The organism is Caulobacter sp. 602-2, assembly GCF_011043625.1.
Taxonomy (GTDB): Bacteria; Pseudomonadota; Alphaproteobacteria; order Caulobacterales; family Caulobacteraceae; genus Caulobacter.
This window is the reverse complement of the sequence record NZ_JAAKGT010000006.1, coordinates 16299-39093: the sequence shown is the minus strand read 5'-3', so window position 1 is coordinate 39093 and position 22795 is coordinate 16299. Positions and strand designations below refer to the sequence as shown.

The 22795-nt window shown below is 68.5% G+C and carries 22 protein-coding genes; 9 read left to right on the top strand and 13 right to left on the bottom strand.

Annotation, left to right across the window (positions count from 1 at the left end; translation table 11 throughout):
- Nucleotides 1–65: 65 nt before the first annotated feature.
- From G5B46_RS13835 to glpK, 4 genes are all read right to left on the bottom strand, one after another.
- Nucleotides 66–911: an alpha/beta hydrolase gene (locus tag G5B46_RS13835; RefSeq protein WP_165259479.1), complete on the bottom strand. Its 846-nt coding sequence runs from the start codon at nt 909–911 to the stop codon at nt 66–68.
- 136 nt (nt 912–1047) lie between these two features.
- A complete protein-coding gene (locus G5B46_RS13830) occupies nt 1048–2268 on the bottom strand; it encodes a Gfo/Idh/MocA family oxidoreductase (RefSeq protein WP_165259867.1) in 1221 nt (406 codons plus the stop codon).
- Complete coding sequence (locus tag G5B46_RS13825; RefSeq protein ID WP_165259477.1) at nt 2175–3137, bottom strand: SMP-30/gluconolactonase/LRE family protein; 963 nt, start codon at nt 3135–3137, stop codon at nt 2175–2177. The genes G5B46_RS13830 and G5B46_RS13825 overlap by 94 nt, the downstream gene beginning before the upstream one ends.
- 177 nt (nt 3138–3314) lie before the next feature.
- Nucleotides 3315–4808 carry a glycerol kinase GlpK gene (gene glpK / locus G5B46_RS13820; protein ID WP_165259475.1) on the bottom strand — a complete coding sequence of 498 codons (1494 nt, stop codon included), beginning with the start codon at nt 4806–4808 and terminating at the stop codon, nt 3315–3317.
- A 143-nt stretch (nt 4809–4951) separates the two neighbouring features.
- Between glpK and G5B46_RS13815 the strand changes: the two genes are divergently transcribed.
- The 3 genes from G5B46_RS13815 (at nt 4952) to G5B46_RS13805 (ending at nt 7504) form a co-directional block, all read left to right on the top strand.
- Nucleotides 4952–6073, top strand: coding sequence for a DUF2336 domain-containing protein (locus G5B46_RS13815; RefSeq protein ID WP_165259473.1), 1122 nt, complete (start codon nt 4952–4954; stop codon nt 6071–6073).
- Nucleotides 6074–6131: 58 nt separating this feature from the next.
- Complete coding sequence (locus G5B46_RS13810; protein ID WP_165259471.1) at nt 6132–6911, top strand: NAD kinase; 780 nt, start codon at nt 6132–6134, stop codon at nt 6909–6911.
- Between the two features lie 113 nt (nt 6912–7024).
- The gene (locus G5B46_RS13805; RefSeq protein ID WP_165259469.1) at nt 7025–7504 is read left to right on the top strand and encodes an Hpt domain-containing protein; all 480 of its coding nucleotides are present in this window, start codon (nt 7025–7027) and stop codon (nt 7502–7504) included.
- Between the two features lie 72 nt (nt 7505–7576).
- Here G5B46_RS13805 and G5B46_RS13800 read toward each other — a convergent pair whose 3' ends face one another.
- The gene (locus tag G5B46_RS13800) at nt 7577–7987 is read right to left on the bottom strand and encodes a DUF4279 domain-containing protein (RefSeq protein ID WP_165259467.1); all 411 of its coding nucleotides are present in this window, start codon (nt 7985–7987) and stop codon (nt 7577–7579) included.
- A gap of 15 nt (nt 7988–8002) precedes the next feature.
- A complete protein-coding gene (gene folD / locus G5B46_RS13795) occupies nt 8003–8884 on the bottom strand; it encodes a bifunctional methylenetetrahydrofolate dehydrogenase/methenyltetrahydrofolate cyclohydrolase FolD (protein WP_165259465.1) in 882 nt (293 codons plus the stop codon).
- Between the two features lie 122 nt (nt 8885–9006).
- Here folD and crtY point away from each other — a divergent pair, with 122 nt between their 5' ends.
- From crtY to G5B46_RS13780, 3 genes are read left to right on the top strand one after another with little or no spacing between them, the layout of a single operon-like run.
- Complete coding sequence (crtY, locus tag G5B46_RS13790; protein ID WP_165259463.1) at nt 9007–10194, top strand: lycopene beta-cyclase CrtY; 1188 nt, start codon at nt 9007–9009, stop codon at nt 10192–10194.
- Nucleotides 10191–11714 (top strand): phytoene desaturase, encoded by a 1524-nt coding sequence (locus tag G5B46_RS13785; protein WP_165259461.1) that lies wholly within the window; start codon nt 10191–10193, stop codon nt 11712–11714. The genes crtY and G5B46_RS13785 overlap by 4 nt, the downstream gene beginning before the upstream one ends.
- Nucleotides 11711–12655, top strand: coding sequence for a phytoene/squalene synthase family protein (locus G5B46_RS13780; RefSeq protein WP_165259459.1), 945 nt, complete (start codon nt 11711–11713; stop codon nt 12653–12655). Before G5B46_RS13785 ends, G5B46_RS13780 begins: the two co-directional genes overlap by 4 nt.
- 185 nt (nt 12656–12840) lie before the next feature.
- Here G5B46_RS13780 and G5B46_RS13775 read toward each other — a convergent pair whose 3' ends face one another.
- From G5B46_RS13775 to G5B46_RS13765, 3 genes are all read right to left on the bottom strand, one after another.
- Nucleotides 12841–14055 carry an O-antigen ligase gene (locus G5B46_RS13775; RefSeq protein WP_165259866.1) on the bottom strand — a complete coding sequence of 405 codons (1215 nt, stop codon included), beginning with the start codon at nt 14053–14055 and terminating at the stop codon, nt 12841–12843.
- Between the two features lie 44 nt (nt 14056–14099).
- Complete coding sequence (locus G5B46_RS13770; protein ID WP_240903485.1) at nt 14100–14780, bottom strand: sugar kinase; 681 nt, start codon at nt 14778–14780, stop codon at nt 14100–14102.
- Between the two features lie 108 nt (nt 14781–14888).
- Nucleotides 14889–16391: a GumC family protein gene (locus tag G5B46_RS13765; protein ID WP_165259455.1), complete on the bottom strand. Its 1503-nt coding sequence runs from the start codon at nt 16389–16391 to the stop codon at nt 14889–14891.
- Nucleotides 16392–16477: 86 nt separating this feature from the next.
- On the opposite strand from G5B46_RS13765, the gene G5B46_RS13760 reads away from it, so the two are divergent.
- Nucleotides 16478–17218 carry a polysaccharide biosynthesis/export family protein gene (locus G5B46_RS13760; RefSeq protein WP_165259453.1) on the top strand — a complete coding sequence of 247 codons (741 nt, stop codon included), beginning with the start codon at nt 16478–16480 and terminating at the stop codon, nt 17216–17218.
- 65 nt (nt 17219–17283) lie between these two features.
- On the opposite strand, the gene G5B46_RS13755 is transcribed toward G5B46_RS13760, so the two are convergent.
- Together G5B46_RS13755 and G5B46_RS13750 are read right to left on the bottom strand one after the other, a co-directional pair.
- Nucleotides 17284–17562, bottom strand: a complete 279-nt coding sequence (locus G5B46_RS13755) for a sel1 repeat family protein (RefSeq protein WP_165259451.1) — start codon at nt 17560–17562, stop codon at nt 17284–17286.
- Nucleotides 17563–17736: 174 nt separating this feature from the next.
- Nucleotides 17737–18462, bottom strand: a complete 726-nt coding sequence (locus G5B46_RS13750; RefSeq protein WP_165259449.1) for a glutathione S-transferase N-terminal domain-containing protein — start codon at nt 18460–18462, stop codon at nt 17737–17739.
- A gap of 181 nt (nt 18463–18643) precedes the next feature.
- On the opposite strand from G5B46_RS13750, the gene G5B46_RS13745 reads away from it, so the two are divergent.
- Complete coding sequence (locus tag G5B46_RS13745; RefSeq protein ID WP_165259447.1) at nt 18644–19144, top strand: RcnB family protein; 501 nt, start codon at nt 18644–18646, stop codon at nt 19142–19144.
- A 203-nt stretch (nt 19145–19347) separates the two neighbouring features.
- Nucleotides 19348–19743, top strand: coding sequence for a proteophosphoglycan 5 (locus G5B46_RS13740; RefSeq protein WP_165259444.1), 396 nt, complete (start codon nt 19348–19350; stop codon nt 19741–19743).
- A 187-nt stretch (nt 19744–19930) separates the two neighbouring features.
- On the opposite strand, the gene gatB is transcribed toward G5B46_RS13740, so the two are convergent.
- Together gatB and G5B46_RS13730 are read right to left on the bottom strand one after the other, a co-directional pair.
- Nucleotides 19931–21427 carry an Asp-tRNA(Asn)/Glu-tRNA(Gln) amidotransferase subunit GatB gene (gene gatB / locus G5B46_RS13735; protein WP_165259442.1) on the bottom strand — a complete coding sequence of 499 codons (1497 nt, stop codon included), beginning with the start codon at nt 21425–21427 and terminating at the stop codon, nt 19931–19933.
- A gap of 220 nt (nt 21428–21647) precedes the next feature.
- A complete protein-coding gene (locus tag G5B46_RS13730; protein ID WP_165259440.1) occupies nt 21648–22598 on the bottom strand; it encodes a DUF2971 domain-containing protein in 951 nt (316 codons plus the stop codon).
- Nucleotides 22599–22795 lie beyond the last annotated feature (197 nt).

Sequence of the window (22795 nt, the reverse complement as noted above, 5' to 3'; positions counted from 1 at the left end):
GTCGCGGCGCTTCACAACCGGAGTTATCAGCCAAGGTCACTACCGAGAGATGACCGCGGATAGAGCTATCGCTTGGTCGCCCACCCGTTGTCGGCCATCCAGTCGCGCAACCGCTCAGGCCAGGCCCTGATGGCGACCTTGTCGGTGCGGAATCCCATGTTGAAGGCGTGGCCGCCGCTCTGGAACAGGTGGAACTCGACCGGAACCCTGGCGGCGCGGAACTTCGAAAGCAGCTCCACCGGCGGCGCCGAGCAGCACTCGTCATCGTCGGCCGCCAGGATGAAGGCCGGCGGTGTATCGGCCGGGATCTTGTCGGGAATACCGGCCGGGCCGGGATAGATCAGCACCTGGAAGTCGGGCCGGCCGCTGACGGCGTCCACCGCGTCGACCTTCGGGTCCTTCGCCGTCGAGCCGTAGACCGCCAGGTCGACGACCTCGCCGCCGCCGGAAAAGCCCATCAGGCCGATCTTCTTCGGGTCCACGCCGAACTCGGCGGCGCGCGAACGGACGAGCCGCACCGCCCGCACCGCGTCCTGTCGGGCGTGGTCGATGACGTAGGGCGAGCCCTCTTCCTGGCTGAGGCGGTACTTCAGCACGAAGACCGCCACGCCCATGGGATTCAGCACCTTGGCGACGTCGGTCCCTTCCGGATGGATGACCAGCATCTTGTGACCACCGCCCGGCAGCACGATCACCGCCGCCCCCGTCGCTTTGCCGGCCGGCGGCAGATACGCGGTCACCGAAGGATCGTTGATCGACTTGGCCCAGTACTCGGCTGACTGCTCGGGTATGGCCTTGCGCGCCTCGAAGCCCGGCGCGCCGTTCGGCCACAGGGCCACGCGCTGCTGGGCGTGCGCCAGGGCGGGCAGGGTCAGGGCGGCGGCCAGGATGAAGGCGAACCGGTTGATCATGGTGTCATCCCCAAGGTTGTCACGCCCTGCGTCCTTCGAGGCTCGCCGCCGGCTCGCACCTCAGGATGAGGGTCTCATTGCACTGAATTCCTCATCCTGAGGCGCCCGCGCAGCGGGCCTCGAAGGACGCAGGGCCTTAAAGCTTCACCGTCCGACCTTCGCGGGCGGACTGATAGATGACCTCGATGATCCGCAGGTCCTTCAGTCCCTCCTCGCCCGGCACGATCGGGTCGCGACCGGTGAGGATGCATTCCGACAGGTGATCCAGCTGGCCGGCGAACTGGCTCTTCTTCACCGGCGGCGGCGTGCGGGGCCTTGCCTGGCCGTCGAGATTGGCCCGCATGGCCTGGCCGCCGTAGCTGGTGGCCGGATCGATCTCGACCCAGCCCTTGGGGCCCGAGACCCGATAGCGGTTGCAGTTGGCGCTGTAGGTCGAGACGCAGTTCGCCGTCGCCCCTGACGGAAACAGCAGCTGGAAATTGATGGTGTCCTCGACCTCGGCGAACACCGGATTAGAGCGGTCCGTCGACTCCATGGCGTTGACGGCGATCGGCTCCTCGCCGGTCAGGTAGCGGGCGGCGTTGAGGCTGTAGATGCCGATGTCCATCAGGCTGCCCCCGCCCGACAGCGCCTTCTTCACCCGCCACATGTTCGGATCGCTGGCGGTCCAGCCGTGATCGGCGACGATGGTGGCCACCGGCCCCAGCGCCCCGCCCCGCGCCAGGGCGATGGCGTCGAGATTGTGCGGCTCGAAGCGGCTGCGATAGCCGATCATCAGCTTGCGACCAGCGGCCTTGCAGGCGGCGATCATCGCCTCGCAATCGGCGACCGAGGTCGCCATCGGCTTTTCGCACATCACGTGCTTGCCCGCCTTGGCCGCCCGCTCGGTGAAGGTGCGGTGCAGGCTGTTGGGCGTGACCACATAGACGATGTCGACGGCCGGATCGTCGATGATCCGGTCGAAGGTCTCATAGGAATATCGGCTCTTTTCCGGGATCCCGTACTGGGCGCCGTACTTGGCGAGCTTCTCCGGCGTCCCGCTGACCAGGGCCGTCAGCTTCGAGTGCTCGCACTCGGTGAACCGCGGCATGATGATCTGGGTGGCGTAGTAGCCCAGACCCAGCATCGCGTAGCCGAGCTTGCGGCCTTCGGCCTTGGCCTGGGCCGGCGCGGCTGCGGGAGCCGTCGCGGCCATGGCGCCGGCGGCGAGGCCGGCCTGCATGAACGTGCGCTTGTTCATCACCCTCGCCTCTCCTTGTCTTGCTACCAGACCAGTCCGGTCGTCTTCAGCCGCACCCGCGCCAGGGTCTTGTCGGCGGTCAGGAACAGCGTCTTGCCGTCCTCGCCGAAGGCGCAGTTGGCGATCGGGCCGCCAGTCTCGATGACGCCGATCAGCTCGCCCGCCGGGGTGATCACCAGCACCCCGCCCGGGCCAGTGGCGTAGAGACGCCCTTCGGTGTCCAGGCACATGCCGTCGGGAAGCCCCGGGCAGCCGGCCTTGTGCAGGGCGGCCGCGTCGAAGAACACCTTGCGCGAGGTCGGCAGACCGTCGGCGCCAAGGTCGTAGGCCATGATCACCGGCCCGTTCGGATCCGAGACCGCCACGTAGAGGCGCTTCTCGTCGGGGCTCAGGGCCACGCCGTTGGGGAAGGTCAGCTTGTCGTCGACCACCGCCAGCGAGCCGTCAGCGCGCAGCAGGTAGACGCCGTTGAAGGGCTGTTCCTTGACCGGCGAGGCGTCCAGCCCCTCCAGGCCGTAAGGCGGATCGGTGAAGTAGATCGCGCCCGACTTGGCCACCGCCAGGTCGTTGGGGCTGTTGAAGCGCTTGCCCTGATAGCGGTCGACCACCACCGAGCGCGCCTTGGTCTTCAGATCCAGCTTGGTGATCGCCCGGTAGCCGTGATTGCAGACCAGCAGGTCGCCGTGCGCGTCCAGGGCCATGCCGTTGGAGCCCGGCTCGCGGAAGATCTTGGTCGGCGGGCCGTCATAGCCCGAGGGCTGCAGGAAGACGCTTTTGCCGTCCTTCTGGCTCCACCGGTACATGACGTTGGCCGGCACGTCGGAGAAAACGAGGTACTGGCCGTCCTTCACCCACACCGGCCCCTCAGACCAGACGAAGCCGTCGGCCAGCTTCTCGATCTTGGCGTCGGCGGCGATCACGGCGTCGAGCGCGGGAGACAGGCGTCGGATGGAGCCCAGGGTCTGGACGGCGGCTTGGGCGGACATGGAAAGGCCTCCGGCGGCGAGTGCGGCGCCGGCTCCCAGAGCCAGCGTGACGGTGCGGCGCGTCGCGGTCATACGTCGAGGCCTCCCTTGTGGTTCTTGCTTATGACAGCGATGTCATAGCAATGCCCGCCCAGGTTGGCGAGACGCCTTTCGCAGCGCGCCGCGCGATTTTGAGGATCAGGAGCGGACGCGCGGCACGCAGTCCAGCCAGCGGGCGTAGGCCGCCTCGCGGGCGTGGACGGGCATGGCGGGCCGAAGATCCTCGGCCGAGGGACGCGCCTTGGCGGCCGCCTCCAGCGAGTCGTAGAGCCCTGCTCCCAGACCGGCGAACAACGCCGCGCCCAGCGCCGTGGTCTCCTGGTAGCTGGAGCGAGCCACCGGCAGGCCGGTCAGGTCGGCCAGGCGCTGGCTGAACCAGGCGCTCTTGGACATGCCCCCGTCGATCCTCAGCTGCGCCTCGCCGGCGAAGGCGTCCGGCGCATCGGCGCGCATGGCTTCGATCAGGTCGCGGCTCTGCAAGGCGCAGGCGTCGTAGGTGGCCGCGGCGATCTCGGGCAGGCCGGCGTCGCGGGTCAGACCGAAGATCGCGCCCCGCGCCTTGGCGTCCCACCAGGGCGCGCCCAGGCCGGTGAAGGCCGGCACGACGACGACCCCATGGTCGGCCTTAGCCGCCCGGGCCAGGGCCTCGGCCGCGCGCGGGCCGCCGGTGATCCCCAGCCCCTCGCCCAGCCACTGGATCGCCGCGCCGGCCACGAAGATCGAGCCTTCCAAGGCGTAGGTCGCCTGGCCATCCACGCGAGCGGCCACCGTGGTCAGCAGGCGAGAGGCCGACACGGCCCTGGTCGCACCGGTGTTGATCAGCATGAAGCAGCCGGTGCCGTAGGTGGCCTTCATCTCGCCGGGGCGGATGCAGCCCTGCCCCATCAGCGCCGCCTGCTGGTCGCCGGCCACGCCGCGGATCGGCAGCGGCCGGCCCAGCACCGACGCGCCGACCTCTCCGAAGTCGGCGGCGCAGTCGAGCACCTGCGGCAGCAGCGAGCGCGGCACGCCGAACAGCGCCAGCATCTCGTCCGACCAGTCCTGCCGCTCGATGTCGAACAGCAGGGTGCGCGAGGCGTTGGTGGCGTCGGTCACGTGCCGCGCGCCGCCCGTCAGCTTCCAGATCGTCCACGCATCCATCGTGCCGGCCAGCAGTTGCCCCGCCTCGGCCCGGGCGCGGGCGCCGGGCACGTTGTCGAGCAGCCAGGCGATCTTGGTCGCGGAGAAATAGGGGTCGAGCAGCAGGCCGGTGACGGCGGTCACCCGGGCCTCCTTGCCGTCCTTGCGCAGCTTTTCGCAGGCCTCGGCCGTGCGGCGGTCCTGCCAGACGATGGCTGGGTGGATCGGGCGCCCCGTGACCTTGTCCCAGACCACCACCGTCTCGCGCTGGTTGGTGATGCCCAGGGCGACGACCTCGTCGAGCGCCGCACCCGAGGTTTCGACCGCCTCGCGGATAACCGCCACGCAGGCGGCGGCGATCTCCTCGGCGTCGTGCTCGACCCATCCGTCATGGGGATAGCTCTGGCGCAGAGGGCGTCCGGCTTCGGCCACCGCCCGGCCCTCGTGGTCGAACAGGATGGCCCGGGTGCTGGTCGTTCCCTGGTCCAGAGCCAGGATCAGTGCTCGCCCCATACGCGTTTCCTCTTTCACATCCCCGGATTCACCTGCGACAGAGCGCCGCTAGTCTCCAGGTTCCGTGGCTTGACCTGTTTAAGCATGTTTTCATCTGGGAACACCAAGGTAGCCACAGTTCCGTTTGGCGCCCGAGGAGGGTCGTGAGCCAAGCCGCACAGACCGCCGCGCTTCTTGCCCTGGCCCGCAGCCGCGAGCCGGAAGACCGCGAACGCCTGCTCGCCGGCATCGTCGACCTCTGCGAAACGGGCGAGGCCGAGGGCAAGCCGGCCGCGCCCGAAATCCAGGTCCTGCTCGATTCGATCTTCATGACCCTGGTGGTCGAGGCCGAGCGCGAGATTCGCCAGCGCCTGGCCGAGCGCCTGGCCGATGCGGCCTGGGCCCCGTCGGCCCTGGTCAACATCCTGGCCCTCGACGAGATCGAGATCGCCCGTCCGATCATCGCCCGCAGCCCGGTGCTGCAGGACCACGACCTGATCCGCCTGCTGGTCCAGGCGACGCTGGAGCACCAGATCGAGGTCGCCCGCCGGCCGGGCCTGCGCGCGCCGGTGGTCGAGGCCATCCTCTCCCAGAGCGAGCCGGCCGTGCTGACCGCCCTGGCCGGCAACGCCAGCGCCGAGATCAACCAGGACGCCATGGGCCGCCTGGTGGCCCAGGCCAAGGAGGTCGTGGCCCTGCGCTCGCCCCTGGCCCGCCACCCGGGCCTGTCGCCCCTGCTGGCCGAGCAGCTCTATCTGTGGGTCGGGCGCGCCCTGCGCGAGGCCCTCACCGGTCGCTTCGACCTGGATCCGGCCAGGATGCAGGCCGCTGTCGACGAGGCCACTCACGCCGCCCACCTGGGCCTGCAGCCCTCCGCCCCCGCGGCGCTCGCCATCGAGGACGAGGCCGATCGCGAAGAGATGGAGGCGGCGCTGGTCGAAAAGCTCGACGCCGCCGGCCAGCTGCGCCCGGGCTACCTGCTGCGGGTGCTGCGCGAAGGCCGCCTGCCCCTTTTCGTGTTCGCCATGGCCCGCCTTGGCCGTTTCGACGTGCGCCAGGTGCGCCGCGCCATCGACAGCAACCGTCCTGAACTGCTGGCCCTGGCCTGCTCGGCCGTCGGCATCGACCGCAGCGTCTTTCCGACCATCCTCGAGCACGTGCGCCAGCTGAACGGCGGACGCCCCGGCGGCGGCGCGGAGGCCGCCCGCAGGGCCAGCGGCGCCTTCGGCCCGTTCCGCCCCGACATCGCCGCCATGGCTTTCCGCCAGGCCGTCAGCGCCGCCTGACGGAGCCCGCGAGACCGCCGTTTGACAAGCAAGCGGCTATCCCGCCACTTGGGGCGGCATGTTCCAAGCCCAGCCGTACTCGACTCGCCTGACCTTCAAGGCCAGCGACCGCCCCGAAGCCCAGGAGGCCCGCGAGCGCCTGGCCGCCCGCTACGGCGACGCCGGTGACGACGCCCAGATCGTCGTCGCCCTGGGCGGCGACGGCTTCATGCTGGAAATGCTGCACGAGACGATCCTGAACCAGAAGCCGATCTACGGCATGAACCGCGGTTCGGTCGGCTTCCTGATGAACGAGTACAGCGAGGACGAACTGCTGGCGCGGATCAACGCCGCCGAACGCGCCGTCATCCACCCGCTCGCGATGGTCGCCATCGACTCGCGCCGTCGCCATCACCGGGCGCTGGCGATCAACGAGGTCTCGATGCTGCGCCAGACCCGCCAGACGGCCAAGCTGCGCATCTCGATCGACGGCAAGGTGCGGATGAGCGAACTGGTGTGCGACGGCGCCCTGGTGGCCACGCCGGCGGGCTCGACGGCCTACAACCTGTCGGCTCATGGACCGATCATTCCCCTGGACGCCCGCGTGCTGGCCCTGACCCCGATCAGCGCCTTCCGCCCGCGTAGGTGGCGGGGCGCGCTTTTGCCGCAGAGCGCGAGGGTGACGTTCGAGGTCCTGGAATGCGATAAGAGACCCGTCAGCGCCGTGGCCGACAATTATGAAGTCCGCGACGTCGTCGAGGTGCATATCTCCGAGGACCGGGGTTCGACCCTGTCGATGTTGTTCGACGCGGGCCGCAGTCTCGAGGAGCGCGTACTGACAGAACAGTTCTCGGCCTAGCCGGGAACGTCGGAAACCCGACACGGGCCTGTGGAGTGAAACCTTCGTCTCACTCATTGTTAACGCCTGTCGTGTGACCGTTCCCTAAGTAACGCCGACGGGGAGGCGACCCGATGAACAAGCCCACCGCTGAGGTGATCCAGGTGCCGAACATGCTCAAGCTCAAGGTGGGCGGACGCGGCGGTATCGACATGGCCGCAATCGCCAAGGCCGAAGCCGCGCTCAAGAGCCTGTCGGGCAATTTCGCCCAATGGCTCAACGACGAGATCGTCAAGCTGGAAGCCGCCCGCCAGGGCGTGCGCGCCGACGGCCTCAACGCCCAGACCGTCGAAACCCTCTATCTGCGCGCCCACGACCTGAAGGGCCTGGGCGCCACCTACGAATTCCCGCTGATCACGCGCCTGGCGGCCTCGCTGTGCAAGCTGATCGACGACCCGGCCACCCGCCTTTCGGCCCCGATGTTCCTGGTCGACGCTCATATCGACGCGATCAAGGCCTGCGTGCGCGACGACATCAAGACCGACGAGCACCCCGTGGGCCGCGCCCTGGCGCTGGAGCTGGAAGGCCGCGTGGCCGAGTACCTGGCCGGCTGACCGGTCGCGACCAGCATCGAAGACAAGAAAGCCGGGGCTCGCGCCCCGGCTTTCTTCGTTTCGGACCTAGCCCTACGCCTCGACGCCGTAGATGTCGAAGTCCAGTCGCAGCCCCCGTTCACCCAGCGCGGCCAGGGTCTCGGGCCGCAGGTCCACCCCGTCGTTGCCGCTCGCCAGGAACAACCCGCAGAACACGTCGGCCTTGTAGCGCGCGACGAGCGCCCGCCAGGCGTCGAGGTCCTGCGACAGCGCGCCCAGAAGCTCGCTGATCTGGCCGTCGAGGTCTCCGGATCGCTCGGCTCGCGCTTCCAGTCGCCAGGATCCGGTCGGTGCGACCTTCTCCACGCCGCGGGAGGTTCGCCAGCTATCGCCCTTGCGCACCCCGACGGTCGGCTTTGCGCCCAAACGCTCGGAAACCTCCGCCGGATCAAGGTCGTCGCCGAAGAAGCGAAGCGTGGCCTCGGTCCGCTGCAGCGCTCCCACCGCGCGGCCCCTCGTCTACTCGCCGATGCCGTTCAGGCGCTTGGCGGCCAGGACGGTGTTGGCCAGCAGGCAGGCGATGGTCATGGGACCGACGCCGCCCGGCACCGGGGTGATGGCGCTGGCGACGGCCTTGACCTCGTCGAAGGCCACGTCGCCCACCAAGCGCGTCTTGCCATCGTCCTTGGGAATGCGGTTGATGCCGACGTCGATGACCACCGCGCCGGGCTTGACCCAGTCGGCCTTGACCATCTGCGGACGGCCGACGGCGGCCACGACGATGTCGGCTTCGCGCACGACGGCCGGCAGGTCCTTGGTGCGCGAGTGGGCGATGGTGACGGTGCAGTCGGCGGCCAGCAGCAGCTGGGCCATCGGCTTGCCCATCAGGTTCGAGCGACCGATGACCACGGCGCGCTTGCCCGACAGATCGCCCAGCTGGTCGCGCAGCAGCATCATGCAGCCGGTCGGCGTGCAGGGCGTCAGGGCCGGCAGACCGCTGGCCAGACGCCCTGCGTTGGCCACGGTCAGGCCGTCGACGTCCTTGTCGGGCGAGATGGCGGCGACCACGGCGGCCTGGCTGATGTGGTCGGGCACCGGGAACTGCACCAGCACGCCGTGCACGGCCGGATCGGAGTTCAGCCGCTCGACCAGGGCCAGCAGTTCGGCCTGGCTGGTCTGCGCCGGCAGGCGATGGGTCTCGGAGTGCATGCCCGCCTCGAGGGTCTGCTCGCCCTTGCTGCGCACATAGACCTGGCTGGCCGGATCCTCGCCCACCAGCACGACGGCCAGGCCGGGCGTCAGGCCGTGCTCGGCCTTCAGGGCCGCGACCTCGGCGGCGATGGTCTGGCGCAGGCGGGCGGCGAAGGCCTTCCCGTCGATGATGGCGGCGGCGTGGGTCATGGGGGCGCTCCTGTGCGCGCTCCCCTAACGTCTCGCCCGCTGGCGTGCAACGCCCAAACGGGCGCGAGGTTTGCGTCATAGCGCTGGCGTGAGCGTCGTTCTTTCGTGCTAGAGCCAGAACGATGGAATCCGCTTCCGCCGCGCTTCGCGCCGACGTCGTCCTGGTGGGCGGCGGACTGGCCAACAGCCTGGTCGCCCTGCGCCTCAAGGCGCTGCGTCCGGGCCTGCGCGTGCTGTTGCTGGAGCGCGAGGCGACCATCGGCGGCGAGCACACCTGGTGCCACTTCGAAACCGATGTCGACGCGGCCATCGGCGGCTGGCTGCGGCCGCTGATCGTGCATCGCTGGACCGGCTACGAGGTGCGCTTTCCCGCCCACAGCCGCCGCCTGCCCACGCCCTATCTGGCCATCACCTCGAAGCGCCTGCACGAGGTGGCGACCCGCGTCCTCGGCGCCGACGCCTGGACCAGCGTCGCCGTGGTCGACGTCAATCCGCACCAGGTGACCCTGGCCGACGGCCGCCGCATCGTCGCGGGCGCGGTGATCGACGGACGCGGCGCGCGGCGCAGCAAGCGCCTGGCGCTGGGCTGGCAGAAGTTCGTCGGCCAGGACCTGCGCCTTTCCACGCCCCACGGCCTTTCGGCGCCGATCATCATGGACGCCACGGTGTCTCAGACCGACGGCTACCGCTTCGTCTACGTCCTGCCGCTGGACGCCCACCGCCTGCTGATCGAGGACACCCGCTACAGCGACGGTCCGGGCCTGGACCGGGCCTCGCTCAGCGCCGCCATCGCCGACTACGCGCGCGGCCAGGGCTGGACGATCGAGGCGGTCGAGCGCGAGGAGCACGGCGTGCTGCCGATCGCCCTTGGCGGCGACATCGACGCCTACTGGCGGGAAGCCCGGCCGCAGGTGGCCGAGGTCGGCCTGCGCGCCGCCCTCTTCCAGCCGACCACCGGCTATTCCCTGCCCGACGCCGCCCGGCTGGCCGACAAGATCGCCGCCCTGCCCCGCATCACCAGCGCCAGCGTCCGCGCCTGCGTCGAGGCCCATTCCAAGGCGACCTGGCGCAAGCGGCGCTTCCTGCGTCTGCTCAACCGCATGCTGTTCCGCGCCTGCGCGCCGGAAGAGCGCTATCGGGTGCTGGAGCGGTTCTACCGCTTGTCGGTCCCGCTGATCCAACGCTTCTATGCGGCGCGCCTGACCTGGCGCGACAAGGCGCGGGTGCTGATCGGCAAGCCGCCGGTGCCGATACCGGCGGCCATGAAGTGCATAAGCGAGAGTTCCGTGTTCGGAGGACAAGACGCATGAACGCCCACGCCCCGGTCCCGCCCCGCCCCAAGGCGGCCGTCATCGGCGCCGGCTTCGGCGGCCTGTCGCTGGCGGTGCGCCTGCAGTCGCAGGGCTTCGACGTCACCCTCTTCGAAGGCCGCGAGAAGCCCGGCGGGCGGGCTTACGTCTGGGAGCAGGAAGGCTTCACCTTCGACGCCGGCCCCACCGTCGTGACCGATCCCGATTGCCTCAAGGAGCTGTTCGAGCTGTCGGGCAAGCGCATCGAGGACTATGTCGACCTTCTGCCGGTCGATCCATTCTACCGCCTGCTGTGGGAAGACGGCGACGTCTTCGACTATGTCAACGACCAGGAGGGCCTGGATCGCCAGATCGCCGCCCGCAACCCTGCCGACGTCGAGGGCTATCGCCGCTTCCACGACTATTCCGAGGAACTGTACCAGAAGGGCTATGTCGAGCTGGGCGCCGTGCCCTTCCTCGACTTCGGCAGCATGATCGCCGCGGCGCCGTCGCTGATGAAGCTGCAGGCCTGGCGCAGCGTCTATGACAAGGTCGCCGGCTTCGTGAAGGACGACCACGTCCGCCAGGCCCTGTCGTTCCACAGCCTGCTGGTCGGCGGCAGCCCGTTCGCCACCTCGTCGATCTACGCCCTGATCCACGCGCTGGAGCGTCGGGGCGGCGTGTGGTTCCCGCGCGGCGGCACCCACGCCCTGGTGCGGGCGCTGGCCAAGCTGTTCGAAGACCTGGGCGGCAAGCTGCGCCTCTCCCACCCCGTCGAGCGCATCGCCGTGCGCGAGGGCCGGGTGACGGGCGTGGTCACCAAGGAAGGGTTCGAGGCCTTCGACACCGTCGCCTCCAACGCCGACGTCATGCACACCTACCGCCACCTGCTGCGCGAGGAGCCGCGCGGCCAGAAGGTCGGCAAGGCGCTGGAGAGCAAGCGCTGGAGCCCGTCGCTGTTCGTGGTCTATTTCGGCCTCAAGACCCAGCACCCCGAGATCCGCCACCACACCATCTGCTTCGGCAACCGCTATCGGGAGCTGATCGGCGAGATCTACGGCAAGAACGGCCTGGCCGAGGACTTCTCGCTCTATCTGCACCACCCGACCGCCAGCGATCCGGCCATGGCGCCGGAAGGCTGCTCGACCTTCTACGCCCTGTCGCCCGTGCCCAACCTGCAGACGGCCGACATCGACTGGTCGGTCGAGGGGCCCAAGTACCGCGACCGCATCCTGGCCTATCTGGAAAAGCACTACATCCCGGGCCTGACCGCCGATCTGGTCACCAGCCGCTTCATCACGCCCGACGACTTCGTCACGGACCTCAACGCCTGGAAGGGCGCGGCCTTCTCGCTGGAGCCGATCCTGACCCAGAGCGCCTTCTTCCGCACCCACAACCGCGACGACGTGATCCCCAACCTCTATTTCGTCGGCGCCGGCACCCATCCGGGCGCGGGCATCCCTGGCGTGGTCGGCAGCGCCAAGGCCACCGCGGGGCTGATGATCGACGACTTCGCCACTCAGGCCCCGGTCGCCGAATGAGCGCGCTCGAAGCCCAGGACATCGAGGCCCAGAGCCGGGAAGCGATCCAGAAGGGCAGCAAGAGCTTTGCGGCCGCCGCCGCCCTGTTCGACGCCCAGACCCGCGCCGACGCCGAGATGCTGTACGCCTGGTGCCGGCACTGCGACGACGTCATCGACGGCCAGACCCTGGGCCACGGCATGAGCCCGGTGGCCGACGCGCCCGCGCGTCTCGCCGCGCTCTACGCCCAGACCCGCAGCGCCCTGGCGGGCGAGACGCCGACGGATCCCGTCTTCGCCGCCTTCCAGGCCGTCGCCCTGGGGCGCGGCATTCCCGAACGCTACGCGCTCGACCTGATCGACGGCTTCGCCATGGACGTCGAGGGCCGCACCTACGAGACGCTGGAAGACCTGCTGGCCTATTGCTGGGGCGTGGCCGGCGTCGTCGGCGCGATGATGGCCATCGTCATGGGCGTGCCGGCCTCGGATCTGGCCACCCTGCGCCGGGCCCAGGACCTGGGCCTGGGCTTCCAGCTGACCAACATCGCCCGCGACATCGTCGAGGACGCCCGCAACGACCGGGTCTACGTGCCCCGCGCCTGGCTGGCCGAACTGAACCTGCCGGTCGAGCAGCTGACCGACCCGGCCCGCCGCGCCGACGTCGCCGCCCTCGCCCGCCGCCTGGTGGAAGCCGCCGAACCCTACTACGCCTCGGCCCGCTGGGGCCTGCGCGACCTGCCCGTGCGCTCGGCCTGGGCGATCGCGGCCGCCCGCGGCGTCTACCGCCAGATCGGCCTGGACGTGGTCTCGGCCGGCCCGGCCGCCTGGGACGAGCGCGTGGTCGTCAGTGGGCGGATGAAAGCCTGGCGCGCCCTGGAAGGCGGCATCGTCGCGCTGCGCTCGGCGACCCTGGACCGGCTGGGCGCCGTGCCCGAGCGGCCGGCGATGTGGTCGCGGATTTAGGGCCGGGCTTCCACCAATACTCCGCCTTCTCCCGTCATTCCCGCCCTTGTGGCGGGAAACCCTGGGTCAGCTTGCACGAGAAGCGCCAGCGGCGTGCTCAGCACGCCGCCTCACCCGCACTTGCGGCGGATAGAGGGGTTCCCGCCACAAGGGCGGGAATGACGGTAGGAAGGGAGAAAGCCCCTCTACCGCTCCAGCTCTCGGTCCGGGAACGACAGCTTCACCGCCAGGGCCACGAACAGCACCCAGCGGAAGTCGTTGTAGGCCACCGCGATGCTCTCGGTCAGGGCCACGAGGCTGTAGACGACCAGGAACGGGAAGGCGAGCAACGCGCCCCGGTCACGGAACACGGCGATCAAGGCCAGCGTCATGGTCTGGATGTAGAACAGGCCCCAGGCGGCCAGGCCGAACAGGCCCATGCCCAGCCACTGCTCCAGCCACGAATTGTGGGCGTGCTGGGCCTGGAAGCCGGCGTTCTTGCTGATCCAGGCGAAGGGGCCCCAGCCGCTCTTGTCGCCCCAGATGGCGTGATAGCCGAAGCCCAGCCACGGCCGCTCCTGGATCTCGACCAGCGCCGCGCTCCAGATCTTGGTGCGGCCCGTCAGGGTGGCGTCCTTGCCCAGGATCGCGAAGAACACGTCCGAAGCCAGCACCAGGAAGGCGACCAGCAGCACCACGCCCGTCACCGCCGTCCAGGTCGCCGCCGTACCGGCCGCCGGGCCGCGCCGGGCGATCAGGACAAAGCCCAGGGCCGCCACGCCCAGCATCAGCGACACCAGCGAGGTCTTCGAGGTCGACATCAGCACAAGGCCGACCGCCAGCGCGGCGAAGCCCCACCAGAGCTTGGCCCGCTTGGGGTTCAGCAGGGCCGCGGCCGAGACGATGCAGAAGCCGAAGGCCATCATGCCGCCCAGGCCGTTCTTCTCGCGCCACAGGCCTCGCCAGGCGCCGGGGAACAGCTCGGTCATCACCCCGATGCGCGGCACGGCGATGCAGACCACGTAGGAGGCGATGATCAGCACCGCGAAGGTGGCGGCGAACACCTCGGCAAGCTCCCGCCAGCGGAAACGCGCGGCCAGGGCCACGCCACCCAGCGTCGTGCAGGTCACCGCGAAGGCGCGGCGCGTGGTGACGTCCGGCGCGATCGACCAGAAGGTCGACAGGCAAACGATGCCGATCAGGGCGAACAGGAACGGCTGGCGCACGCTGGCCCGGAGGCTGTTGCGCGGATCCAGCGCGATCAGGCCAAAGCCCGCCGCATAGGCCGGCAGGTAGGCGACACGCAGGATGGCCGATCCGGCCTCGTCGGCGTTCTCGCCCACCAGCGGCAGCTCCCAGCCGCCGCTATAGAGCAGCAGCAGGAACACCGAGGCGGTGAAGATGGCGATCTGGGGAAACAGGAGCCTCGGCGGCGCGACGCTGACCGGTCCGCCGTAGGACGAGGTCACGGCAGGATGGCCCGCAGGAAGCTCGGCGGCGTCACCGAGGCCTGATTGAAGAACACGCCGGCGCAGCGGCCGCCGGCCGAGGCCAGCGCGTCGCGCAGCAGGCCCGGCGGCCGCACGTCAGCCTCCTGGGCGCTGACCACAAGGATGGTCTGGTCCATGTGCTGGGCGATGGTCAGGGCCGCCTGCGAGGTGTCGGCCGACGGGCAGTCGACGACGATGATCTCGGCGTGGCGGCGCAGGGCGGCCCAGTACTCCACCCCCGGCAGGATGTGGGCCTTCTGGCGGCCGCGCAGGGCCTCGCGCTTGAAACGGGTGACCCAGAAGCGTGGACCGCCGACGCTGTGGGCGGCGATGTACTTGGAGTCCGGCCAGACCCCGCCGTCAGGCCGGGGCGCGGGCGGCTGCACCGTGAAGAACATCGAGCCGTCGGGGCTGGCCGCCGCGCCCGAGCCCAGCGGGCCGTAGCGTTCGGGGTCGGCGGCGATGGCCTGGTATTGCGGAGAGGTGGTCAGGTCGAGATCGATCAGCCAGGTCCGGCGGCCGGCGCGCTTGGACGCGAAACGGGCGAACTCGCGGGCGGCCGTCGAGGTCCCCTCCCCGCGCCGCGCCGACACGAACTGGACGACGTGCGCACGGCCGGCCGCGGGGGCGCCGAGCGCCCCCCACAGTTCCGCCATTTCCACGTTCAAATCCACCATTCGCCCGAATCGCCGCGCGTTGAAGACCGTTAAAACTAATGCCTAACCATGTTCGCGCGAAAGGCGACCAAATCGCCCACTCGGACCTTAGGCCGCGCGCTTGACGCCGGCGGTCGCCAAGACCGGCAGGCCAAGGGTGCGCGAGGCCGAGGCCGGCGTCTGCAGGCCGGGGCGCAGCAGCATCCGCACCAGGCCCGCGCAGGCGGCGGTGAAGGCGGCGAACAGCAGGGCCAGCACCATCACCGGCTTCTGCAGGCTCTTGCCCTGCGACGGCGCGACGGCGCGCTGGACGATGCGGATGTTGTCGCTGCTCTCGGCCGACATCTGCCGCTGGGCCTCGTCCTGCTGTTCCTTGACCGTGAAGTCGCGGACGTTGGCTGACAGCACGTCGCGGTCGCGGGTCAGCTGGTTGAATTGCGGCTCCAGCTGCGAGAGGCGCAGCAGGCGCTCGTTCACTTCCTGCACCTGCATGGCGTAGGCGCCTTGCGACTGGCGCAGGGCCGCGACCTCGGCGGTCAGGTCGTTGCGGGTCGACTGCAGGGTCTGCCAGATCGGGTTGGGACCGCTGCGGCGCGCGCCCTCGCCGTTGGTGCGACCACTGGCCACGCCCTGCTCCAGCTGGGCGATCTGGGCGTCGATGTCGCGCACGGGCTGGGCGTTCGGCAGGTAGCGGGCCAAGAGGCCCTCGCGGTCGAGCTTCAGTTGCGCCAGCTTGCTCGAAGCCGACATGTCCTGATCGCGATAGAGCACGGCCTCCGACGGCGTGCGGGCCAACTCGGCCTGCACGGCGGCCAGGCGGCCCTGGCGGTCCTGCAGTTGGGCGTCGATCGAGTACTTCTGGGCCTCGACCTGGGCCTGCAGCTGGGTCAGGGCCGTCTTCTGGGCGGTGAAGTCGCCGATGTCGTTGGTCTGCAGGAAGGCCTGGTAGGCGGTGTCGGTCTCGGCCAGGCGCTGCTCGAAGGTGTCGCGCTGGCGGGCCAGCACCTTGTCGTCGTCGTTGATCAGCAGGCTGCGGCGATAGATCAGGTACTCTTCCAGCAGCGTGTTCAGCACCTTCTCGGCCGTCTCCGGGTCCTGGTGCTGGAACGACAGGCGGATGATCGAGTTGTCGGGCGCGGTCTCGATCTTCAGGCTGCGGCCGACGCTGTCGCGCCCCTGGGCGATCATCTTGCGCTTCTGCTCGGGATTGGCCGAGGCGTACTTGGCTGCGGCGTCCGGGAACACGGTGGCGAAGCCCAGCTTGCGGATCACCCGCTCGCGCAGCTCGCCGCTGCCCAGGATCTCGCTTTCCGACTGGATCACCTGGTCGACGTCGGGCACCGCGCCGCGGGCGGCGTCGCCGGCGCGCGGCTCGTAGACGTACTCCTGGCCAAGGCGCACGAAGAGGCTGGAATTGGCGGTGTAGGTCTTCTTCAGCGTGTAGGCGAAGGCCGCGCCCAGGAACAGGATCACCAGGAACACGCCCAGCATCAGCCAGCGCTCACGCCAAAGCAGCGTGATGAAATCGGTCGGCGCATAGCGGGCCCGCGCCGCCCAGTCGCGTCGCGACGGCGGGTCGTGCGGCACGCTGGTCCAGGCGCTCGTCGACATGCGAATCCAATGGGTCCAAATTTCCACATGACCCTGGGGCTTCCGGGCTTAAGGTTTGGTTACCTATGTTTGGTAAGAACCGTCGCATGGATCGGCGCAACGCTCTCTCCACCGCCCTGGCCCTGGCGCTCGCGAGCGCCAGCCTCTCGGCCTGCGGCCACGTCGACGGCGAGCCGCTGACGCCCGCCCCGCGGCCCACCGGCCAGTTCCCCAACATCGGCTACGCCGACTGGAGCGAGAGCGAACCCGCCTACCGCTTCTATCCGGGCGACGAGCTCGAGGTGACCGTACCTTCAGCCACGGAGCTTAATAAGTCGGTGGTGGTGCAGCCCGACGGCCGCGTCGCTTTGCCGCTGGTCGGACCGGTCATGGCCGCCGACCGCACGATCGAGGAACTGGAAGCCTCGCTGACCCAGGCCTACGGCCAGCAGCTGCTGCGTCCGCAGGTGCAGGTGGCGGTCAAGGCGACGGCGCCGCTGAAGGTGTTCGTCGGCGGCGAGGTCGGCAATCCCGGCGTCTACGACATGGCCGGCGACGGCGACGCCCTGCGGGCCGTGATCCAGGCCGGCGGGTTCAAGAGCTCGTCCAAGCGCAGCCAGGTGATCATCATCCGGCGCGGCCCCGACGGTCGGGCCATGATGCGCACGGCGGATCTTCTGAAGGGTCTGACCGACCCGCGCGGCGCGGACCTGGTGCCGCTTCGCCGCTTCGACATCGTCTACGTGCCGCGCAGCGGGGCGGCGGAGACGGGCCTGTTCATGCAGCAGTACTTCCGAGACCTGCTGCCGATCAGCTTCAGCTACGCCATCAACGGCTTCAGCAACTGACCTTGAAAGTCACGGCCGGATCCAGAGAGCGTCCGGCCCGAGAGTAGAGACGGCTGAACCGTGGTTCAGCCGTGAGCCAGCCATTGGCGCGCCTGGCGCTGGGCTTCGGCGACGTCTTCGCTGGCCATCTCTTGCGACAGTTCCTTGCGATAGACCTTGGCCTCGACCGAACCGCGCATGGCGGCCAGGTTGAACAGCATGTGGGCCGAGACGTAGTCCAGCGGCGCGCCGCCCTGGCCGGTCGAATACAGCATGCCCATGCGGAACAGCTCGTCGCCGGTCGATTCAGCGGTCGGCAGCGGCAGGCCCATCACGACGGCGGGCGGTTCGATGCTCATCATCATCACTTCAGTTCCCCAGTCCTTCCGGCTGATCCCCAGTGGTCCAGCTCGGCCATGAACACAGAGAAAACCTTGCTCGCTGAACATATAGTTAAGCGCGCAGAGATCATGAATCGAGGCGCGACAACACGCCTCGATCATTGAAGTAACACCCGATAAACACGGGTATACGGGTGGTTAACGCGCCCGCTGGCCGAACAGAACCTTGCGCGCCTCTTCGGCAGCTTTTCCAGACGCTTGCAGGCCGCCGGAACGCAGTTCCGCCCCGAGCTTGAAGCCCTTTTGCACGGCCTCGCGCGCATTCAGTCGCTCGAACCACGCCTTGATGTTCGGGAACTCCTCGATCTGGATTCCCTGGTTCTTCCACGGCACGACCCACGGCCAGATGGCGAAGTCGGCGATGGACAATTGGCCGCAGACGAAATCCCTGCCCGCCAGCTGCTTGTTCAGCACCCCGTACAGGCGGTGGGTCTCGTTGGTGTAGCGGATCGCGCCGTAGGCCAGCTGGCGCTGATCGGCGATGATCGCCCCGGCGTACTGGCGGAAGTGGTGGGTCTGGCCGGCCATGGGCCCCAGACCGCCCATCTGCCACATCACCCACTGGTCGATGTTCACCCGGTCGCGCTCGCCCTGCCCGTAGAACTGGCCGGTCTTGCGGGCCAGGTACTGCAGGATGGCGCCGGACTCGAAGACCGAGATCGGCTGGCCGTCCGGACCGTCCGGATCGACGATGGCCGGCATGCGGTTGTTGGGGCTGATGGCCAGGAACTCCGGCTTGAACTGCTCGCCCGCGCCGATGTTCACCGGGACCATCTCGTAGGGCAGGCCCATCTCCTCCAGCGCGATGGAGATCTTCCAGCCGTTGGGCGTGGGCCAATAGTGCAGCTCGATGGGGCTGGTCATGCACGCGACTCCCTGATGTCGGTCTTGATGACGCAGAACATGGCCACGCCCGCGCGCGACGCCAACACCCATCCTGACATGACCGTTCAGCGACGGTTCAGGCGCCGGGGATCAATCTTGTTTCCAAGGTCGAGGGACTAGGCCGCCGTCAGGCGACCGCTGACCACAAGGAGACGTCAGTATGAAACGTCTGTTGCTCACCATCGCCGCCGTGGCCTCGGTCGCCGGCCCGATGGCCGCCGTCGCCACCGAGGCCTCGGCCCAGGGCCGCGGCCACCACGAGGACCGCTGGGACCGTCGTGACGACCGCCGCGGCGACCGCTGGGATCGCCGCGATGACCGCCGTGACGGCCGTTGGGATCGTCGCGACGACCGCCGCGACAACCGCCACGACCGCTGGGACGACCGCCGCTACAACGGCTACTACTATCGTGACCGCTGGCACTACGGCGCTCCGCCGGCCCACTATTACGGCCGTCCGGACTATCGCCCGGGCTACAACGCCTGGCGTCGCGGCGGCTACCTGCCGCCCTACTATCGCGGCGGCGGCTACGTCGTGCACGACTACGGCCGCTACCACCTGCGTCACCCGCCCCGCGGCTACTACTGGTACCGCGCCGGCAACGACTACGTGCTGGCCGCCATCGCCACGGGCCTGATCTTCGAGATCATCAACAACTAGATCGTCGGCATTTCGTCGATATCTGAAAAGTCTTGCGGCGCCCCGGGAACACCACCTGGGGCGCCGTTTTTGCGCCACGCTCGCCGCGCGTGCGCCATGCATCGGGCCGCAAAGCCCGATTGTCGGGTCATTTCGGCCGCAAGCCGCCGCCAGCGTGAGCCTCGCGTCACAGTCCGACGCAGCAGACACGAAGGCGCTTACCGATGAAGAGCTTGCGCATCTCCGCCGCCGTCCTCGCCCTCGCCGCCGCCGGCTACGCCGGTTCGGCCCTGGCCCAGCAGGCCCCGGCCGATCCCTCCGCCCAGACCCCTCCGCCTTCGTCCAGCAGCAGCAGCAGCTGGGGCTCGTCGACCACGACGACCGATCCGTCGGCCTCGACCACCGCCCCCGCGACCACTGACAGCACCACGCCGCAGGCCGACAGCGCGGCCAGCGCGGGCGAGCCGACCTCGGCCACGGCCCCCGGCGAGACCTCGACCACCACCGCCCCGGCGGCCGAGGACGCCGCCAAGCCCGAGCAGAGGTCCAAGAAGCACAAGAAGCACACGGGCGATCCGGCCGCCTCGTCGTCCGCTCAGGACCCGACCACGCCGCAATAGGCGCGTCCCAGTTCGAGTCCCCTCCGAAAAGAGAAGGGCCCGCCGCTTTCGCGACGGGCCCTTTTCTTTTGGTCTGTGCGTCCTTCGAGGCCCGCTGCGCGGGCGCCTCAGGAAGAGGAAGTCAGTGCAATAGGTCCCTCATCCTGAGGCGCGACCCGAAGGGGAGCCTCGAAGGACGCACCGAACCTCAGAGACCCAGCTTGGCCTTCAGCAGGTCGTTGACCGTGCCCGGGTTGGCCTTGCCGCCGGTGGCCTTCATGACCTGGCCGACGAACCAGCCGATGGCCTGGGGCTTTTCCTTCACCGCCGCGGCCTTGTCGGGGTTGGCCCCGATCAGCTCGTCGATCGCCGCCTCGATGGCGCCGGTGTCGTTGATCTGAACCAGGCCGCGCTTCTCGACGATCTGCGCGGGACGGCCTTCGCCGGCCCACATGTGCTCGAAGACCTCCTTGGCGATCTTCGACGAAATCGTGCCGTTCTCGATCAGCTCGACCAGCTGGGCGATGTCCGACGAGGGCAGCGGCGAGTCCGGGAACGCCGTGCCGGCGGCCGAAAGCTTGGCCAGCAGCTCGTTCGTCACCCAGTTGGCCACCAGCTTGGCGTCGCGGCCCTTGGCGGCGGCCTCGAAGTAGTCGGCCCGCTCGGCGTCGATGATCAGCACGCCGGCGTCATAGGCCGAGAGGCCGTACTCCGACTGCAGGCGCGCCTTCTTGGCGTCCGGCAGTTCCGGCAGCGTGGTCTCGATCTCCTTCACCCAGGCCGGGTCCAGAACCAGCGGCAGCAGGTCCGGATCGGGGAAATAGCGGTAGTCGTGCGCCTCTTCCTTCGAACGCATCGAGCGGGTCTCGCCCTTGTTCGGGTCGAACAGGCGCGTCTCTTGGTCGATCGTGCCGCCGTCTTCCAGGATCTCGATCTGGCGACGGGCTTCGTACTCGATGGCCTGCTGGATGTAGCGATACGAGTTGACGTTCTTGATCTCGCAGCGCGTGCCCAGGTGCTTGAAGCTGCCGGTCTCGCGGAACTTCTCGTAGTCGCCCGGACGGCAGACCGACACGTTGACGTCGGCGCGAAGGTTGCCCTTCTCCATGTCGCCGTCGCAGGTGCCCAGATAGACGAGGATCGTCCGCAGCTTCTTCACGTAGGCGGCGGCCTCTTCCGAGGTGCGCATGTCGGGCTTGGAGACGATCTCCATCAGCGCCGTGCCCGCACGGTTCAGGTCGACATAGGTGGCGTTCGGATCCTGGTCGTGCAGCGACTTGCCGGCGTCCTGCTCCAGATGCAGACGCTCGATGCGCACGTCGAAGGTCGTGCCGTCGTCGCGCTCGACCACGACCACGCCCTCGCCGACGATCGGCTGGTCGAACTGGCTGATCTGATAGCCCTGCGGCAAGTCGGGATAGAAGTAGTTCTTGCGGTCGAAGCGGCTCTTCAGATTGATCTGCGCCTTCAGGCCCAGGCCCGTCTTCACCGCCTGCTCGACGCAGAAGCGGTTCAGCACCGGCAGCATGCCCGGCATGGCCGCGTCCACGAGGCTGACCTGCTCGTTGGGACCGGCGCCGAAGCCGACGGCGGCGCCCGAAAACAGCTTGGACTTGCTGGCCACCTGGGCGTGAACCTCGAGGCCCAGCACCATTTCCCAGTCGCCGGTGCGACCCTTGATCGTCTTGGAAGCAGCTTCGGTCATGTCTCTTGTCCTCCCTCCGTCGCCGGAAGGCCGGTTAGCGCGGGCGGCGAAGCAGAGGCCTCGCCGTGTCAGGGTTCCTCATGCACCGTGGGGGTCGGGGAGCGCAAGGCTGGCGGGGTGGTTTGTTGTTGGGGGGCAAGGATGCGGGAGCGTTGATTGCCCTACACCTCCCCGCCACTCACCGCCTCATTTCCCTCGCACATGCAACCACTGCCCCCCGCTATTGCCGCAATGGAATGTTCGACCGGGTGATCTTCGCACCCGCGCCCTCGATCCCCGCCGCCTGCAGCGCGTCCTTGAAGGCCAGATATATTGGATAGGCGTGCTCGGTCGGTCCGATGATCACCCGATCGAGCAATTCCCGAATTGCCAGGCCCGGCACACCGACCTCAGGTCTGAGCGGTATCTTCATCACCGGCTGAGGCACACCGTGGACGGTCTCGAAGCTCTTAACCAGCGCCTTGTCCGGGCCACCATCGAAGGCGGGCGTATGATAGATGCGCCATTCCTGCTCTTCGTAGAAGCCCGGGTGCTTCGTGCACAGCAGGATCTGCCGGAAGGCATGGATAAGGTAAGCGAACACCTCATCGGGCCCCAGCGCCTTGAGCATTGCCTCCTGAGCCATGAGAGTTGCCGTCCACTCGGCGTACCACGCCACGAACTCCCCATGGTTTTGATAGATCACCGGGGCGGAATAGGCACCCAGCACCTCACTATCGCCCATGAACGCGGTCGGGTTGACGACCAGGGCCACGCCCGTTGTCGCTCCATAGGCACGCCACATCGACAGTCGGCCGTAGGCGTCCTCGGCACCGTCTTCATGCACCGAAACTGACGTCAAGTAGGTCTCGTTCTTCAGGTGTTCCTGACCATTGTTGTATTCGTTGACCAAACGGTCGAGAAACCCATCAAAAAGGCCAGCGAGCCAAGTCTTAAACACTTGACCAGCCTGCGAGTCCCAAGCGGCCTTCAGGCATTCCGCACCATGTTCGATCTCCATGAAGTCGTTCATCACCGAGGCGTGGCGCATCCACATCTCGGCGTTCTTGATGATCGTCAGCCCATTCTGGGCAGATGTGTAATGCACAAAGCGCTTGCCCTGCACCCGCGCATAGACTGCCATGGCTTTAGGGTTGAAGAGCTGCGCCAGGAAGAGTTCCTGCTCGGTCATTTCCGCCATCGGTTCGGCCCGCCCCTATTCTGGAGGACTTCTAACACAGCGGCCATGATTCCCGTGCAAATGGCATGAGCGCCCCGCGCCACGTAAAGCTACATGGCGCCTCGAGTTTCTCCTTACTGCGCCCCACCAGTTCAGCCGAGCAACTGTCCAGCCAATCGCCCCGCGCTACATTGAGGCCGGTGGCGTCT